Source organism: Alteribacter natronophilus, from assembly GCF_006007885.1.
Classification (GTDB): domain Bacteria; phylum Bacillota; class Bacilli; order Bacillales; family Salisediminibacteriaceae; genus Alteribacter; species Alteribacter natronophilus.
This window is the reverse complement of record NZ_VCRO01000001.1, coordinates 1-15,853: the sequence shown is the minus strand read 5'-3', so window position 1 is coordinate 15,853 and position 15,853 is coordinate 1. Positions and strand designations below refer to the sequence as shown.

Below are 15,853 nucleotides of genomic sequence, written 5' to 3'. Positions count from 1 at the left end.
TTGAAAGTATATCATTAATACGGGGGGAACGTCCAAATGATTGTTATCTCAGATCGAGATCCAGTCCTGCATCTTCAATGAGACGCGTAGTATCTTCAAAGTAGTTGCCAAGCTCATGGAGCGGCATATCCTGGAAGTTCAGCTCCGTTACACGTACAGCATCCTCAAATGGAGGCTCAAGTTCAGGGTTGATCGGTACTTCGAGAGATTCACCGACAAAGGCAAGCTGGTTCTCTTCCTCAAGCACCCATTCCATAAACGCATCTGCATTTTCACTGTTCGGTCCGCCGCTTACTTTACTTACGCCGGCTGCGTTGGCAATGGCACCCATCTCGCCTTCGCCCTGGTCTGCGTAGACAAAACCGACGTTATTGTCGTTCGGCTCTTCAAGCTGCTGGTGGTAGTAGTAGTTGTTCACAAGACCAAACGCGTGCTCACCGGCACCAACTGCGCGGCGGATATCGCCGTGGCCTTCAAAGATTCCGGCAGCGTTGTCACGGATTGCCTCTACCCATTCCTGCGTGCGCTCGTCGCCCCACTCGTAACGAAGTGCGGAAACGTTTCCGATCATACCGCCGTTACCGCCGCGTGTAATGGCGTACCCGTTCGGTACGTCAGCCCACTCTTCGTCAAAAAGATCTTCCATGCTGGAAGGCACTTCGTCTTCAGAAACCATGTCTTTGTTGTAGATAAAGCCGCGGGCACGAGTGGAAAGCGCAATCCATTCGTTGTTATCAGCCCGGTACTGCTCTTCGATCGAGTCAGCGTTTTCATAGTCGCCGCCTTCAAGCAGTCCTTCCTGGTTCAGGTACTCAAGTCCGCCAATGTCATTTGAAATGAAAACATCAGCCTGGACGTTTGCCTGTTCCTCTACAAGCTGCAGGGGATCGGCACCGTGAAGGGCACGAACCTCAACGCCTGTTTCGTCTTCGAATTTATCAAGAAGAGCCTGCACAAACTGCTCGTTACGAGCAGAGTAGACTACGAGTTCACCGTCAAGCTCGGCTGCCTCTTCGTCTGTATCGTCCTGCTCTTCTGTATCTGTATCCGTATCGGCACCGTTATCGGCAGTCTCCCCGCCCTCGTCATCAGCACCACATCCGGCAGCAAGCAAGCCAAGCGCGAGCACCGGTAAACTGAAAAGTTTAGTGTACTTTTTCATAAGTAATCTGTCCCTTCTGTTTGTGAGTTCTGCCGTTATTGATAATCTGCTGTTATGTATTGAGAATGATTATCAATCTCTGGCACGATTCTTAGTTTATTGTAAATGAGAATCATTGTCAACGGGTTTTTCAAAGTTTCTCAGATTTATTTCTTCCTCCTTGTAACCGGCTACAGCCATGTACGGTGTTCTTTTCTCGAAGTAACGGATCCCCTCCTCCTCTGACACATGCCACTGATCGAGCCCGAGTTCACGAAAAAGGTCGTTCATCTCAGCACAGCTGTATGTTCTTCCGGCAAACCGGTGATAAGACAGAGCCAGCTCGTTCCTGTTTTTCTGCATCATTGCAGCCAGATCTTCGAAACGGTACCGTGTGCGGCGAATGACCTCCCGGCAGACCGTCTTTTTAAACCCGGCACATTCAAGGAGCGCCCGGCTCAGATCAACTCTGAGATTCCCTTTTGAAGAGGTTTCCTCGAGACTGAGAAATGTGCCCCTGTCTTTTAACTGTTCCCGGATTCGGAGGAGAAATTCAGATGCATCCGCCCACTCCCAGAATGGCAGCCTGGTGGTTACAACATTGAACGTCTGCTCACTGAATGGCGGATTCTTTTCATCGCCAACTGCAAATTCACAGCGGCTTTTCTTAAGTGACCGCAGACGATCTGCTTTTTTTATCCGTGTTTCAGAGGAATCGAGACTGATCGTGTCGTACCCGATCCTCTCGAGGGCAAACGCCCACTTTCCATCCCCGGTTCCAAGATCCAGCGCCAGACCGCCTGAAGACGTAATCAGCTGCATCAGCGCTTCATCCCATTCCGCCTGAGACCGGCGAATCATTCCCACGTCGTAGTAGAGCGCACTTTTTTCCCAGACTTTAGCAAGCATCCCTTCATTCATCTCATTTCCCTCCTAAATGAAAATCATTCTCAACACGTTTCAAAAATAAAGCCGGCGTTCACCGGCGTTAATTGATAACGATTATCAATTTCATTTTAGTCTATGCTTCTGCTTCCGTCAATGTTTTTTCAGAAAATTCGCCTCTCTTATTAGTTCTAAACTAATTTCCTGTACATAAAATCAAATAATGCCCGATTACGGGTGTTCACTGCGATAAGTGGTCTGCACATTACTGAGAGGGGTGTCAGCTTGTCCAGTCATCAGCCGCCTGGAATGGATGTTCACGGGGTTCCCGAAGAGACGCTCATCGTACTGCCCGGGTGCCATAAATGCGAACACGCCATGCAGCACCTGCGAAACAGGGGAATTCCGTTTACAGCCGTCACCGTATTTGAAGAACCCCAGCTGCTCAGACAAATTCCTCCGGAGTCAAGAAGTGAGGGGATGCCGCTTTTTTACCGCGATGAAACATACTATACGTACCGAAATATTATTCTAATGTAAGAAGGAAGGTGCCCCCGGCACCTTCCTTCAGCTTTATCCGCAGTCGACTCCTAGTACGCGCAAGCGCAGCCGATGATGACCAGCAGCACGAAAATAACGACGATAAACGCAAAACCGCCATGTCCTACGTGTGACATTTCCTTCACCTCCGGAATGATGAAGATTCACTATATCTATACGCCCGGAGGGTCAATTGCGGAAGAGGGACATTAACCCGTTTTTTAATAATTGCCCTGTTTTTAATACCTGAAAGTTCTGCTTCTGTCTGCTGGGATTAACCTGTAAAAACAGTTCCACTGTCTCTCTACTGCTGGGCAGCTGTCACTTTTCCAAATGGGTTCGGGAGTTCCATCCAGTCGGAATCAAATTCTTCAGGCGTTAAAAGACACTGGTCCAGCTCTTTTTCCACGGCGCTCTGGTCCAGATCCACACCGATCACCACCAGCTCTGTTTTCCTGTCGCCGAATTCCGGATCCCACTCTTTTTGGAGCTGCTCACTTGCCTGCACATACTTCACCTGTTCATCCTCACTCAGTGCACCGATCCAGTAAGCCACGGGGTTCAGGGACACTGACGGACCTGCCTGTGACAGCATAAGAGCGTACTGGTTGTGTGTAGCACACCAGACTACGCCCTTGGCCCGAACGATGGCCTTTGGTAAGGTGCTTAGCCAGGAAGCGAATCTTCCCGAATGAAACGGCAGTCTTCTGCGGTAGACAAAACTTGAGATGCCGTATTCCTCAGTTTCCGGAGTATGTTCAGGTGCTTCCAGCTCTTTAATCCACCCTGCGGACTGACTTGCTTTCTCAAAGTCAAAGCGGCGGCTGTTCAGAATATCCGATGCCGTTACTTCCCCATAATTTGTCCGGATAACTTCCGCTTCCGGCTGCAGCTTTCTGAGAACCCCCTCAAGTTCACGGAGCTGCTCAGGTTCTACCATATCCGTCTTGTTGATTACAAGAACGTTGCAGAATTCAATCTGGTCAATCAGCAGATCCACCACCTCGCGCCTGTCGTCCTCGCCAAGAGCCTCGCCTCGGTCAAGAAGGGTATCTCCTGATTCGTAATCGTGCCAGAAGCGGTAAGCATCCACCACCGTGACCATGTTGTTGATATAGCAGAAACGGGTCAGGTCAATGCCGGTTTCCTCATCGATATAGGAAAAGGTCTGGGCCACAGGAACCGGCTCACTGATGCCGGTCGATTCAATGACAATGTGATCGATGTCCCCCTGCTTCGCCAGTGCCTCCACCTCCACGAGCAGATCTTCACGCAGGGTGCAGCAGATGCAGCCGTTGGACATTTCCACAAGCTTCTCTTCTGTCCGTTTGAAGCCCCCTTTCTCAACAAGTTCGGCATCCACATTCACTTCACTCATGTCATTAACAATTACTGCAATCCGGATGCCTTCTCTATTCTGAAGAAGATGATTAAGCATCGTTGTTTTCCCTGCGCCCAGATAACCGCTCAGTACCGTTACCGGTATTTTTTCCATTTGTCATCCATCCTCTCGTCTTTCCTGCGGAATTTCTTCTTTATTTGAAAATGATCTGATATATACGATGAACCCGGGTTTATCTGCGGACCCCCTACTTAAGGAACGCTCTGTCCAGCGCCTGCCACGGCATCAGTGCACAATTGTGACGTGCCCTGAGCCGGTGTACGCCTGCTAGTGACAGGGCGTCACCAAGGTCTATTTCCCCCGGCTCCTTTCCTTCCCGGATCAGCTTCTCCATAGCTCCCCGCATTGCCTTTACTTCCTCCAGACTCCGCCCTTTCACCATTTCCGTCATCATGGAGCAGGATGCCATGGAAATACTGCACCCTTCCCCAACGAAGCTCACGTCTTCCAGTATTCCATCCGGGCCCCACTTCCAGTAAAGTGTCATTACATCACCACAGGTGGGGTTTTTATAGTGAATATGTGTTCCGTTGTCAATCTCCCGGTGATTCCGCTTTGTTCGGGAGTGTTCCATAATCAGCTGTCTGTAAAGATCATCAAGCATTGTATCCCTCCTGAAAAGAATGATCATAGAACAAAAAGGTGCCCAATTCCTGTATTGGACACCTCGTATATATAGGGGGATTGGTAAATAAAACTTACACTTGCTCTGGAGCCTGCGCACGTAAAACAACACTGGTTTACCAGCTTGATTTTTTCACACCGGGAACCTGCCCTTTGTGGGCGAGTTCGCGGAATTTGATCCGGGAAAGCTCAAACTTGCGCATATATCCGCGCGGCCTTCCTGTCACCATGCACCGGTTATTGAGACGCGTAGGTGACGAATTTCTCGGCAGCTTCGCAAGTGCTGCGTAGTCGCCTTTTTCCTTCAGTTCACGTCGCTTTTCAGCGTACTGGGCAACGAGACGCTCGCGCTTTTTCTGGCGTGCCACCATGGATTTTTTCGCCATTTAGTCAACCCTCCTTTCAGTAATACAGCATGCTTCAAAACGGGACTGGAACCAGTCACGGTCCAGATCCTTTCCTATAATGACAAATTCACTGGACCTGTGTTCATCCGGCTCCCACCTGCTGCCGGCTCTTCCGGCGAACAGCATATGCACACCCTGGAAAACGAGACGCTGATTGAAACCGGCCACCGACAGAATTCCTTTGAACCGGTACATCTGCTCCCCTTTTTCATCGAGGATCTCCTCAAACCACGGTTCAAATCGTTTCATGTCCACCGGATTATCGGACCGGAGAACAATGGCAGTTGTACCATGGTGATGATGGTGTCCACCACCGGCATCCGGATCGAGCAGACGCTTCTCATTCAGGTCAAATGTGAACTGGTTCATCAGCACTGCAGGGTCGGCCTCGTCACAATCCATCACATAAGCAGGGGCACCCGGGTTCATCTCCCGGAGCCTCTTCTTTACATGATCGAGATCTTCAGCCGAAACGAGCTGCGATTTATTTACCACAAACACATCGGCAAAAGCCACCTGTTTCCTCGCTTCCTCGTGCATTTCCAGCTGCCTGAAAAAGTGGTAGCTGTCGATCACAGTAACAAACGTGTCCAGATGGTAAAGCTCCGACAGCTCTTTTTCCACAAAGAATGACTGGGCGACCGGTGCAGGTTCAGCAAGTCCGGTCGTTTCAATAATCACCCTGTCAATTGGCTCATGCCCATGCTCATAAACCGCCGCAGCAAGCCCGTAAAGCGTATCAATTAAGTCGGTGCGTATTTTACAGCAGATACAGCCGTTATTCAGTTCAAGGATGTTTTCATCAGCTCCGATCACGAGCTGCTGATCGATCCCGGCATCACCGAACTCATTGACGATGACTGCGATCCGCTCCTCTTGTTCGTCTTTTAAAATGCGGTTCAGAAGCGTCGTCTTCCCCGCTCCCAGAAAACCGGTCAGAACCGTGACGGGGATCCGTTTTGTGTCCTGCTCATTCATTGCATTCACCTGCCGTTTGTTCACACGCAATTAATCGTAATCATTTCGATTTACAGGTTAAATCGTAACCGATACGATTTACTTTGTCAAACGGTTCATTCTCGGGTTTTCCACGTCCTCATAGATTCGGCTCCCTGTTGCGCCCTTCTGCCCCTGGTATTTACCGGCATAGGGGTTTACCGCGGGCTGATCCATCTCTGCAAACACAAGCTGGCAGATCCTTCGTCCTGAGTGGAGTTCAATCGGCACGTGGTTGGCGTTGAATAGTTCCAGCGTGATTTCCCCTTTAAAACCCGGGTCCACCCATCCTGCATTCTGGATAAACAGCCCCATCCGTCCGATACTGCTCCTCCCTTCCACAAAAGCGCTCACATTTGCGGGCAGTTCGATCACTTCGTTTGTGGTGGCAAGCAGAAACGACTGGGGAGGCATAATTACCCGTTCGCTTGTAAACACTTCTTCTGCCACCGGCTCCTCCAGGGAAATCACGCTCACCTGATGGGGATGCATCCTCCGAAAAGAAGTCCCTAGGGTCAAGTCCACGCTTGCGGGCTGGATCTGGCTTTCCGAGAGTCCGGAAACCTTGAGAGTGCCCTTACTGATCATGCTGCGTATCGTACGGTCGGATAAAATCATCGACATACCCCTTTACATGTTTGAATAATATATGGTTAAATACATTATAAATCGAAACGGTTACGATTTAAACTCTGAATGTGAGTGGAGGAATAAGGATGGAGCAGGCCCGAGTGGAATTTGCCCGTACCCTATATATTGAACGTCTGGATGAACCTGCGAGAAGTATCTTCCGTTTTGTTGAAAAGCGGGAACTCATTCTCGCAGATGAAGCAGTATCCGAAAATCATTACGTCCAGCTGCTGCAGAATCATTCACCCATTATGGAAGCCGCACGTGAGTTCTTTATGGATCCGGCGGATGTATATGATCTTGTGCAGAAGATCGAGGCTGACCTGAGCGACCGCCTTCCTGATCTGATCCGCGGACTTACTTTTACAGACTACACAGATGAATTAAGGCTGCGAGGCTTGTGCTCTGGTGAATATACAAAGGTCATGCTTCTGAATACAGAGGGGAAAAACGCTCGCTGACAAACTTTAAACAGAGCTGTTTATTGTGATTCAGACTAGGCAGGAGAGCAGCATATGGTTTTTGGAGTTGAGCAGATTTACATCATAACCTCTTTCTTTCACCGGCGTTATGATGTGATTGGGGCCCTTTCGTATCATATCTGATTCCTTTCAACGGCGTTATGATGCGATTCAGGCTTTTTCTTATCATAACTCTTCTTTTCAACAGCGTTATGATGCGATTCCGGCCTTTTCGTATCATATCTGCCTCCTTTCAACAGCGTTTTGATGCGATTCAGGCTTTTTCGTATCATATCTCTTCTTTTCAACAGCGTTATGATGCGATTCAGGCTTTTTCGTATCATATCTGCCTCCTTTCACCGGCGTTATGATATGAGACAGGCTTTTTCGTATCATATCTGCCTCCTTTCACCGGCGTTATGAGGTGATTCGGGCTTTACGTTCTCCCATACTTTTTTAACTTCCTCTTCATCAAGGTGGACTCCGATCAGAATCAGATACGACTCCCCCGGCTCCTCGGCACGTTCCCAGTACGTTTTTTTCATCACGTGCTGCATCAGAAACAGCCTGTCTTCTTTTTTCACGGGCACGTATCCTTTTGCCCTTACTAGGCGGGGCCTGAGTGATTTTATAAACTTCTCAACTGCCCTTTTGTTTTTTACCGGTCCCGGGAAGTTCAGCTTAACTGTTGTGACTCTCGCTTTATGGTCGTGGCTGTCGTGCGGCTCTGCTGCATTCACCTTTCTGTCTCTTCCACTGCCGCCAAAAACAGTCTGTGAGAGATCCACATTACAGTAGCTCGTAAAAGTCACCGGGGCTTCGGGATTTTCCTTAGCGATCAGGCGGCTGATTTTCTCACGGTTCTCAGGAGTCACCTGATCTTCCTTGTTCACGATGAGGGTATCTGCATATGTCATCTGTTTCCGGATTGTCCGTACAATCTCCCTCTCCGCGGTAAAAATACTGCTGTAATCGAGGAGGTTTTCCCCATCGAGCACCGATACAATTCTTTGAAGATAGACCTTGTCCAGAAGTATCGGTTCGGAAAGTGCGTCGGCCACCTCCTCAGGGTCAGCTACACCGGTGAGTTCGACGACGATCAGATCCGGCTGGGTTTCTGCCAATTTAAGCACAGCTCCCGAAACTTCGCTTTTCTTGTTGCAGCACATACACCCGTCAAGCAGCTTTTCAACCGGGAGATCCGCTTCCTCTGTCAACATGCGTCCATCCGTGTCAGTCTGGCCGATTTCATTCATCAGGACGCTGATCTTTAGGCCATCTTCTTCTGCTTTTCGGATCACTCGCTTTAAAAGCGTCGTTTTACCACTGCCCAGGAAGCCGCTTAGTACCATGATAGGAATTTTCCCCACAATCATTCACTCCAGTCTTGATTCAAATCAAAATCATTACGATTTAAATCGTAAGAGCAAACGCCCTCAACTTCAAGGGCCTTTGTACCCTGCCTCCGTGATGGATCTCACTATGACTATCCTTTTCCCATAGGGTTAACGCCAAAATCACTTACCCGCACTACGTTATACAGGCTGAACGAAGGCTTATAACGGTGGCAGGCAGCTTCACTCATAGTATACTCCTGGATAGACTGTACTCCGGAGGAATATACAATATCTATCTCGCAGAAAAAAGAAAAAACCCGGCTTCAGCAAGGCAATCCTTGACGAACAGGGCAACGTTTCCCGCGAAAGTATCCGTGAACTTCAGATAAAATTAAATAATGCAGAGAATGATACAAGTCCCAGCCTCAGTGCTGCCGAAAGCAAAATTCTTGCCGGTGTATGGATTCAGTTTGCCGGAACTGCTCTCGAAGCCATCGGCGTTACTGAGGAGCTGCAGGATCTGGAAGAGGAGCCGTTTTAGGGGGGGGAATTCAGGAAATCCCCCCTCCGCACGGAAAATCCGGTTGCACCCAAACGGGAATTAGAAAAATTCTTGGTGAGTGGACAAACATTGCCAGAGAAAAAAGACTCCCGGCTATATTTACCGGGAGCCCCTCCCTTGAAGTCAGGAAGATTCAAACCATAAAAACCAGCATTAAAGAGTTGGTCAGAAACTATCCACAGCCAGAGGGCTGTTTAAACTGATCATCTGCTTTTTCCGTTGTTTGAACGTAGCCACTTCTTTGACCCCAATGGACTTTAGGACCTTTACTGTTTCTTCCCATCCATATCCCAGTTCTTCGGGAGAATGTGCATCCGACCCGAATGTAAACTGAACCCCCCTGCTGTGAAGAAGGGAGAGCATTTCCGTTGATGGGAAGATTTCTCTGCATTTACGCAGTCCTGATGTGTTGAGTTCCACAACCACATCGTTCCCTGCAATGCAGTCAGCTGTCTCTTTCATGAGCATTGTCTGATTCTGATCGGGTTTATAATTTAACCCCTTAATTGCATCAATATGGCCCAGAATATCAAACATTCCGCTCCGGGCAGCTTTCTGAACTAGTGTGAAGTATTTTTTATATTCTTCATTTACGTCAATCCCGCTTCGATCCCACCGTCGTGGATCGTATACGTGGAACCCATCGAAATAATGAACGGAACCGATAATATAATCAAGGGGATAGCGTTCATAGATAGCGCTGTAATGTTCCTCCCAGCCCTCTACATAATCTGACTCCACACCAAGCCTAATATCAATCCTGTCCTTATACTTTTCCCTTATACTCACCATTTCTTCAACATAGGAAGGAAATTCCGATTTGGCCATGGTCATGCCTGGATTAGCATGGTCTTCCGGCTCCATAAACAGCGGGCTGTGATCGGACAGACCAATTTGGTCGAGCCCTTTTTTGATTGCTTTTTCCACTATATCTGTTAATGTTCCTGAGGCATGCCCGCACCTTTCATGGTGTGTATGATAATCAATATACATCCAATCATCCTATCTTTTGGGTTAAAGTTCTGCTGCTACGGGCACTTATTTCACTGCCTGTGCTGTTGCGGAGTTTGCCCGCTTTTTCATAAATTCAGAGATGACTTCCGCACTCATAACCATTAGGAAGATCACCATTGTGACCATCAATGCTTCATCATAACGTGACATCTGGGCTGCTTTTACAAGCTCCCAGCCAATTCCACCGGCTCCCACTACCCCAAGTATGGCCGAATAGCGGATGTTCACGTCCAGCCGGAACAGAGACCAGGCAATAAACGCGCTGAGCATGGAGGGAATTACACCCTGCATAATGACATGAAGCTTCGATGCTCCTGCTGACTCCAGTGCTTCCACTACGCCCATATCGATCTCTTCCAGGGCTTCGGCATATACTTTTACAAGCATTCCAATCGAGTTGATCGCCAAAGCCAGAATCCCGGGAGTTGGGCCAAGACCGACTGCTACGATAAACAGAAGGGCCCAGATGAGTGCAGGTACAGCACGGACAAATCCCGCAAAAGATTTAATGGCAAAACTGAGGGTCTTTGAGGGTGCCAAGTTCCTTGCTGCGAACACTGCGAGCACAAAGGAAACAATCACACCAATGATGGTACCCAGTATGGCAACCTGAATGGACTCCACAGCGGCTCCAAACACGTCGAGCGGTTCGTTTAACACAGGGGGGAACATGCCGCCAAACACATAGGCAAGCCGGTCAGCACTCTGGATCAGCCTTTCGGGAACGATGTTGAGCTGAAGCATGCTGAAAATGAAGAATGCAAATGCAAGGACGGCATAAAGCGTATTCCGGAATTTCTTTTTTTCAATTTTGGCCATCTTTGACTGTTTCATATAATACGCTCCCTTAACTTAGCCGTTATAAATTCCACTAGTAGAATCAGGGCAAAAATCATCAGAATGGCCATAGCTGCTGTCTGGTACTGGAACAGACTGATTGAACTTTGGAGATAATACCCGAGGCCGCCCGCTCCCACAAGCCCGAGAATGGCTGCTTCACGGATATTCATATCCAGTTTATAAAGAGACCACGAGACGAATCCTGCCTTAAACTGCGGCCACACCGCCTGGCCCATGACTTGGAACCAGCCTGCGCCAGTAGCCCTCACACCTTCGATCTGGTTTTTGTCCATCCCCTCGAGAACTTCTGCATAAGCTTTACCGAGTATGCCGATTCCCGATAGACCAATAGCAATCGTTCCTGTTAAAGGTCCAAGTCCGATCCCTGCTACGAGGATTATCGCCCAGACAACTGCGGGCACCGATCTGAGGAAAGCCGTTATGGCCCGGCTCACTTTAGCAATAATTACATGGGGAGTTAGATTTTCTGCAGCCAGAATCCCAAGTACGAGAGAGAATACAACGGAGATAACCATGCCCACATAACTCATATAAAGCGTATCAAGAGCAGGACCGATCAGGCTTCCAATCGCGGTTAAGTCAGGGGGAAACAAGTCTGTGAACATGAATACAAACATGTCATATGTGCCGGTAATAATACTGAGGAGATTAAAGCCTGTTCCCCAGAGGGACCATAAAGCCAGAAGGCCGATGACGCCGAAAACTGTTCCTTGTGTTTTTAAAAGGATTTTCCTTCTTCTTTTGTACTCGGTATAAAGACCGGAGGCTCGTTTCTCCTTATTCCCCGGAGGTGCCTCCATGTTTACAGAGGCTGTTTTCATCCTGCCACCGCCTCCTTCTCCTTGGAGTAGAGGGCTTCAATAACCTCGTCCGTCAGGTCATCACCCGAGCCGTCAAAGTAAATTTCACCATCTTTGATCCCGATAATTCTGTCGGCATACTCTTTGGCAAAATCGACCTGATGAAGGTTTACAAATGTAGTAAACCCTTCTTCCCTGCACGCTTTTTTCAAGTAGTCCATTACTACGCGGGAGGAATTCGGGTCCAGGCTCGCAATTGGCTCATCGGCCAGAATCAGTTGAGGAGACTGGTTTATCGCTCTTGCTATGGCCACTCGCTGCTGCTGACCACCACTGAGCTCATCGGCGCGTTTGAAAGCCTGCTCCTCAAGCCCCACTCTTTTAAGAATGCCCAGGGCTTCCTCCACCTGGTCCTGGTCAAAAAGCCCAAATGCTCCCTTAAGGGAAGACATATACCCGAGTTTACCGTGCAGCACATTTCTTACTGTCGGTAAACGCTTCACCAGATTGAAACCCTGAAAAATCATTCCAATATTACGACGGAGAGTCCGCAGCTCTTTTTTTCCTGCTTTAACAATGTCTTTTCCCATAAATAAAATTTCGCCGCTTGTCGGTTCACTCAGCCGATTAATGGATCTGAGGAACGTGCTTTTTCCGGCGCCACTGGGACCGATGATGACGATGAACTCGCCTTTTTCTGCTTTCATACTGATGTTCTTCAGTGCCACAGTCCCGTCTGGATAGGTTTTATTCAGATTATGAATGTCAACGATGGTTTCTCCCATATTAAATCCCCCCTGGTAATAATCCTAGTTCATCAGCTCTTCTGGAGACATACCGAGCGCTGCAGCGGTTTCTCTCATAATATCGAAATCGCTGTCATCTGCTGGAATCCATCCTGCCTCAAAGTTGGCAGCTGACAGAAACTCCTCAAGCTCGGGCTGATCCACCATATCAAAGAATGCCTGCTCAAGTTCCTCTTTAAAGCTGTCCGGCAGATCAGAGAGGTAGGCATCCGGTCCGCGCGGGATATCCCCTGATGTACTTACAATTTTAATATTGTCATAGTTCGGGTGATCGCCGTGTGTGTCCTCAAGGTTGCCGATAATAAAGTCGGCAACACCGGCCGCATCAACATCTCCATTCAGAACAGAGATAAAGGCTGAGTCATGCCCGCCGGCAAACACAACATTCCCGAACATATCGTCCACTTCATCGTTAGTCATCCCAAGCTCGTTAATGATATGGGCTTTTGGAAAAAGGTGGCCGGAAGCGGATGTAGGATCCACCCAGGCAAAGTCCTTTCCTTCCAGATCCTCAAGCGTATCAATACCTGAGTCTTCCAACGCTATGATAATCGAGTTATATGCTGCGTCTTCCAAACTATTAATCCCCATGGAAAAGGCTTCAATGTCTGCGCGTTCGTTAGCAAGAACATAGGCAAACGGTCCAAAGTGGGCAGTATGTACGTGACCTGCTCTCATAGCTTCAATCATGGCTGTATAATCGGTACCATGGAAGAACTCAACCTCAATGCCCAGGCGGTCCTCCAGATATTCACGCATGGGGTCCCATCGGCTCTCAAGTACGGATGGATCTTCTCCGGGAACAAGGCCGTACACAAATTTTTCTGGCCAGTCCTCCCGATCAGCTGCTTCGCTGCCTTCACCGTCTGCTTCCTCATTTGCACTGGTCGCGTCATCATCTCCGCATCCTGCCAGTACAAGTGATAAACCGATTGTTCCCGCTGCCACCGATAGCAATCCTGCCTTCTTTTTCATTGAAACCCTCTCCTTTTTCCAAAGAAATTATAAAGCGCTTACACAAACAGTATGGTTCGCCTTTTTCTGAATATTTTCTACACCTTTATCGTAGGACATTTTTGTAATAATGTCTAGACAATTTTATTAAAAATATTGTAAATTTTAAGAACCAGGCTTTATAATAGCCTTAGAGAAAAGTGAGGGAAGGTGAAACCATGGTAGATAAAACCTCCTCTATCCCTTTGTATGTCCAGGTAAAGAACATTCTTCTCGATGATATTAACAACGGGGTCTATCACCCCGGAGATAAACTTCCGACCGAGAAAGAACTCACCTCACGATTCAATATCAGCAGAATGACCCTCAGACAGGCCATGAATGCCCTTATAGAAGAAGGAAGGCTTATGAGGCTTAAAGGGATAGGCACGATGGTGCAGGATAAGAAACTGGAGCAGCCCCTTACCACACTGAAGAGTTTTACAGATGATATAAGAGAAAGAGGGCTGAAGCCATCCACCAGAGTCCTCTCATTTACAAAGCAAAAAGGCAGTATTGAAGCCGTACGCAAACTCGGCATTCCCAAATCGAAGGATATATGGGTCACAAAACGGATCCGCTACGCAGACAACGCCCCATTTTCCATTGAAAAGAATATCGTTAGTGTCCATCACCTGCCAAACCTCACAAAAGAGATTATGACAAACTCCCTGCACAGTCACATTAAAAGTGAAGGATACCAAATGGTAAAAGCGAAAACCACCATTGAAGCCGCTCTCCCCACTGAGGACGAAAGGAAACTGCTTGATATAACAGACAATTCCCCTGTGCTGATCGTAGAACGGCTCACTTACCTGGAAAACGGTGAGATTATAGAATGGTCCGTCTCAAAAAACAGGAGTGACAGATACCGTTTTACAGCGGAACTTATCGGTCAGCCCTAAAGAAGAAATTAAAGAGAGGTGCCGCTCTTTTAGGCATCCTCTCTTTATTCATGTCACTTTTTTTAATATCGACAGGGATCCTTTAACGTCCGTTCCATACACTATGACTATGACTCCCATTTTTCCCGCCGGCGTTCCGCATTCTCCACCGTTACGAGCCCTTTCTGCAGCTGCGGCGGGCACGTACGGTTGTACTTGCGGATGAGAAGATTAATCTCCTCCACTTCCGCCTCATCAGGCCCCGCACAGAGCCTCGCGTAAATGTCTTTCTGCAGCTTCAGCCACTCCGGCAGGAACCCCTGCTCCCGCGCCACCTTCTGAAACTGCTGAAACACATCCCGACTGTGGTACTCCTTAGGAAGAGGCTTGCCCTTGCCCTTCAGCTCCTCGTCATCGTTCTGTGAATTCTTCAGCATATCACCGATCGGATCCCGGTAGTCCATTCCCAGCACTCCCTTCAAATATCTTTCTACTGAACTACTTATCCACATTCGGCCGATCCCCTTCTGCTTTTTATGGACAAACTGTGACCGTTTACACACCTGTGCCTGAGGGTAATTACAAGTTAACCCCAGTATAAGGAGGCAATGCCATGGCAGAACTGAAGCTCGGCCGGCACACACCGAACGTTTCACTTCAGGAGGTTTCAGCTGAAAAATACGACCTGGAAAGCGACATGAAACAGCGCCCTGGCTGGCGTTTTCTCGTTTTTATCCGCGGAGCCTGGTGCCCGGTCTGTGTGGAGGAACTTAAAAAAATTCAGGCACAGCACGCTGAATTTAACGATCATGACGTGCACTTCACCTGCATTTCCACCGACGGGGAGGAGGACCTTCTCCGCATGAAAAAAGAACACGATTTTCCTTTCCCGGTGCTCGCTGACCAGAAGCGCCAGGCGCTGAAGGACTACGGTGTCCACTACCATGAGAGCGGGGACGCCCCCTACGAAGATCACGGCGACCACGGCGAGGCTGCCTGCTTTTTACTTGACGAAGAAGGCCGACTTCTCTACCAGCACAAGCAGACATCTCCGTTCGGGCGTCCTGATCCCGAAGCGCTCATGAAGATCGTCCAGTACATCCGTAAAAACAAAAAAGAGTTTGAAACGGCTGATTCACAGGTGAAAAAGCCGAACATGCCCTATTAAAGAGAAGAGGCTGGGACAGAGGTGTTTTTACCGACGAAAATCCGAACAATCAATATGCGATGCAGATAAGTCGCTTCTGAAATATACGCCGCTTTCCGCGGGAAGCGGCTGAGCCTCCGCGTGCTTCGCCCTGCGGGGTCTCACCTGCGCTTTTCCTCCCGCAGGAGTCGGCGTATATTTCATCCGCTTATCATCTTTTTGTTCGGATTCTAATCTAGACACTTTCTTTATGTCCCAGCCTCTTTCTTACCTTTAGTCAAGGGTATGCCGTTAACTTCTTTTACTTTTTATTATTAGGTGGAGGTGGAAGGGGGACCCCTTCCACCTCCACCTGATTTTTCA

19 protein-coding genes are annotated in these 15,853 nt (G+C 48.6%); 4 read left to right on the top strand and 15 right to left on the bottom strand.

Going from position 1 to position 15,853, the window contains the following annotated elements; translation table 11 throughout:
• Positions 1-43: 43 nt before the first annotated feature.
• On the bottom strand, positions 44-1,162 hold the full coding sequence (locus tag FGB90_RS00095) for an extracellular solute-binding protein (protein ID WP_138808472.1): 1,119 nt from the start codon (positions 1,160-1,162) through the stop codon (positions 44-46).
• 96 nt (positions 1,163-1,258) lie between these two features.
• Entirely contained in the window at positions 1,259-2,062 is an 804-nt protein-coding gene (locus FGB90_RS00090) for a class I SAM-dependent methyltransferase (RefSeq protein ID WP_138808471.1), read from the bottom strand.
• A 249-nt stretch (positions 2,063-2,311) separates the two neighbouring features.
• Here FGB90_RS00090 and FGB90_RS00085 point away from each other — a divergent pair, with 249 nt between their 5' ends.
• Entirely contained in the window at positions 2,312-2,566 is a 255-nt protein-coding gene (locus FGB90_RS00085) for a thioredoxin domain-containing protein (RefSeq protein WP_138808470.1), read from the top strand.
• Between the two features lie 50 nt (positions 2,567-2,616).
• On the opposite strand, the gene FGB90_RS00080 is transcribed toward FGB90_RS00085, so the two are convergent.
• The 6 genes from FGB90_RS00080 to dcd form a co-directional block, all read right to left on the bottom strand.
• Positions 2,617-2,703 (bottom strand): YjcZ family sporulation protein, encoded by an 87-nt coding sequence (locus FGB90_RS00080; protein ID WP_138809893.1) that lies wholly within the window; start codon positions 2,701-2,703, stop codon positions 2,617-2,619.
• A 167-nt stretch (positions 2,704-2,870) separates the two neighbouring features.
• The gene (locus FGB90_RS00075; RefSeq protein ID WP_138808469.1) at positions 2,871-4,061 is read right to left on the bottom strand and encodes a GTP-binding protein; all 1,191 of its coding nucleotides are present in this window, start codon (positions 4,059-4,061) and stop codon (positions 2,871-2,873) included.
• A 94-nt stretch (positions 4,062-4,155) separates the two neighbouring features.
• Positions 4,156-4,572 (bottom strand): Fe-S cluster assembly sulfur transfer protein SufU, encoded by a 417-nt coding sequence (gene sufU / locus FGB90_RS00070; protein WP_138808468.1) that lies wholly within the window; start codon positions 4,570-4,572, stop codon positions 4,156-4,158.
• 136 nt (positions 4,573-4,708) lie between these two features.
• Complete coding sequence (gene rpsN / locus FGB90_RS00065; protein WP_138808467.1) at positions 4,709-4,978, bottom strand: 30S ribosomal protein S14; 270 nt, start codon at positions 4,976-4,978, stop codon at positions 4,709-4,711.
• Entirely contained in the window at positions 4,979-5,977 is a 999-nt protein-coding gene (locus FGB90_RS00060; RefSeq protein ID WP_138808466.1) for a CobW family GTP-binding protein, read from the bottom strand.
• A 78-nt stretch (positions 5,978-6,055) separates the two neighbouring features.
• Positions 6,056-6,613: a dCTP deaminase gene (dcd, locus tag FGB90_RS00055; protein WP_138808465.1), complete on the bottom strand. Its 558-nt coding sequence runs from the start codon at positions 6,611-6,613 to the stop codon at positions 6,056-6,058.
• 98 nt (positions 6,614-6,711) lie between these two features.
• Between dcd and FGB90_RS00050 the strand changes: the two genes are divergently transcribed.
• Positions 6,712-7,086, top strand: coding sequence for a hypothetical protein (locus FGB90_RS00050; protein ID WP_138808464.1), 375 nt, complete (start codon positions 6,712-6,714; stop codon positions 7,084-7,086).
• Positions 7,087-7,478: 392 nt separating this feature from the next.
• Here FGB90_RS00050 and FGB90_RS00045 read toward each other — a convergent pair whose 3' ends face one another.
• From FGB90_RS00045 to FGB90_RS00020, 6 genes are all read right to left on the bottom strand, one after another.
• The gene (locus FGB90_RS00045) at positions 7,479-8,456 is read right to left on the bottom strand and encodes a CobW family GTP-binding protein (RefSeq protein ID WP_171051633.1); all 978 of its coding nucleotides are present in this window, start codon (positions 8,454-8,456) and stop codon (positions 7,479-7,481) included.
• A 694-nt stretch (positions 8,457-9,150) separates the two neighbouring features.
• Positions 9,151-9,978, bottom strand: a complete 828-nt coding sequence (locus FGB90_RS00040; protein WP_138808462.1) for a histidinol-phosphatase HisJ family protein — start codon at positions 9,976-9,978, stop codon at positions 9,151-9,153.
• Between the two features lie 45 nt (positions 9,979-10,023).
• Positions 10,024-10,833 carry a phosphonate ABC transporter, permease protein PhnE gene (phnE, locus tag FGB90_RS00035; RefSeq protein WP_138808461.1) on the bottom strand — a complete coding sequence of 270 codons (810 nt, stop codon included), beginning with the start codon at positions 10,831-10,833 and terminating at the stop codon, positions 10,024-10,026.
• Positions 10,830-11,681: a phosphonate ABC transporter, permease protein PhnE gene (gene phnE, locus FGB90_RS00030; protein WP_138808460.1), complete on the bottom strand. Its 852-nt coding sequence runs from the start codon at positions 11,679-11,681 to the stop codon at positions 10,830-10,832. Before phnE (FGB90_RS00030) ends, phnE (FGB90_RS00035) begins: the two co-directional genes overlap by 4 nt.
• Entirely contained in the window at positions 11,678-12,445 is a 768-nt protein-coding gene (phnC, locus tag FGB90_RS00025; protein WP_138808459.1) for a phosphonate ABC transporter ATP-binding protein, read from the bottom strand. The genes phnE (FGB90_RS00030) and phnC overlap by 4 nt, the downstream gene beginning before the upstream one ends.
• 24 nt (positions 12,446-12,469) lie before the next feature.
• Positions 12,470-13,441: a phosphate/phosphite/phosphonate ABC transporter substrate-binding protein gene (locus tag FGB90_RS00020; RefSeq protein ID WP_138808458.1), complete on the bottom strand. Its 972-nt coding sequence runs from the start codon at positions 13,439-13,441 to the stop codon at positions 12,470-12,472.
• A gap of 197 nt (positions 13,442-13,638) precedes the next feature.
• Here FGB90_RS00020 and FGB90_RS00015 point away from each other — a divergent pair, with 197 nt between their 5' ends.
• The gene (locus FGB90_RS00015; protein WP_138808457.1) at positions 13,639-14,364 is read left to right on the top strand and encodes a GntR family transcriptional regulator; all 726 of its coding nucleotides are present in this window, start codon (positions 13,639-13,641) and stop codon (positions 14,362-14,364) included.
• 107 nt (positions 14,365-14,471) lie between these two features.
• On the opposite strand, the gene FGB90_RS00010 is transcribed toward FGB90_RS00015, so the two are convergent.
• Entirely contained in the window at positions 14,472-14,807 is a 336-nt protein-coding gene (locus FGB90_RS00010) for a DnaJ family domain-containing protein (RefSeq protein ID WP_246055983.1), read from the bottom strand.
• Positions 14,808-14,956: 149 nt separating this feature from the next.
• Here FGB90_RS00010 and FGB90_RS00005 point away from each other — a divergent pair, with 149 nt between their 5' ends.
• On the top strand, positions 14,957-15,511 hold the full coding sequence (locus tag FGB90_RS00005; protein ID WP_138808456.1) for a peroxiredoxin family protein: 555 nt from the start codon (positions 14,957-14,959) through the stop codon (positions 15,509-15,511).
• Positions 15,512-15,853: the final 342 nt, after the last annotated feature.

Coding starts and splice junctions, on each gene's coding strand:
- FGB90_RS00095 (WP_138808472.1), bottom strand. CDS start 1,162: ATGAAAAAGTACACTAAACTTTTCAGTTTACCGGTGCTCGCGCTTGGC.
- FGB90_RS00090 (WP_138808471.1), bottom strand. CDS start 2,062: ATGAATGAAGGGATGCTTGCTAAAGTCTGGGAAAAAAGTGCGCTCTAC.
- FGB90_RS00080 (WP_138809893.1), bottom strand. CDS start 2,703: ATGTCACACGTAGGACATGGCGGTTTTGCGTTTATCGTCGTTATTTTC.
- FGB90_RS00075 (WP_138808469.1), bottom strand. CDS start 4,061: ATGGAAAAAATACCGGTAACGGTACTGAGCGGTTATCTGGGCGCAGGG.
- sufU (WP_138808468.1), bottom strand. CDS start 4,572: ATGCTTGATGATCTTTACAGACAGCTGATTATGGAACACTCCCGAACA.
- rpsN (WP_138808467.1), bottom strand. CDS start 4,978: ATGGCGAAAAAATCCATGGTGGCACGCCAGAAAAAGCGCGAGCGTCTC.
- FGB90_RS00060 (WP_138808466.1), bottom strand. CDS start 5,977: ATGAATGAGCAGGACACAAAACGGATCCCCGTCACGGTTCTGACCGGT.
- dcd (WP_138808465.1), bottom strand. CDS start 6,613: ATGATTTTATCCGACCGTACGATACGCAGCATGATCAGTAAGGGCACT.
- FGB90_RS00050 (WP_138808464.1), top strand. CDS start 6,712: ATGGAGCAGGCCCGAGTGGAATTTGCCCGTACCCTATATATTGAACGT.
- FGB90_RS00040 (WP_138808462.1), bottom strand. CDS start 9,978: ATGTATATTGATTATCATACACACCATGAAAGGTGCGGGCATGCCTCA.
- phnE (WP_138808461.1), bottom strand. CDS start 10,833: ATGAAACAGTCAAAGATGGCCAAAATTGAAAAAAAGAAATTCCGGAAT.
- phnE (WP_138808460.1), bottom strand. CDS start 11,681: ATGAAAACAGCCTCTGTAAACATGGAGGCACCTCCGGGGAATAAGGAG.
- phnC (WP_138808459.1), bottom strand. CDS start 12,445: ATGGGAGAAACCATCGTTGACATTCATAATCTGAATAAAACCTATCCA.
- FGB90_RS00020 (WP_138808458.1), bottom strand. CDS start 13,441: ATGAAAAAGAAGGCAGGATTGCTATCGGTGGCAGCGGGAACAATCGGT.
- FGB90_RS00015 (WP_138808457.1), top strand. CDS start 13,639: ATGGTAGATAAAACCTCCTCTATCCCTTTGTATGTCCAGGTAAAGAAC.
- FGB90_RS00010 (WP_246055983.1), bottom strand. CDS start 14,807: ATGGACTACCGGGATCCGATCGGTGATATGCTGAAGAATTCACAGAAC.
- FGB90_RS00005 (WP_138808456.1), top strand. CDS start 14,957: ATGGCAGAACTGAAGCTCGGCCGGCACACACCGAACGTTTCACTTCAG.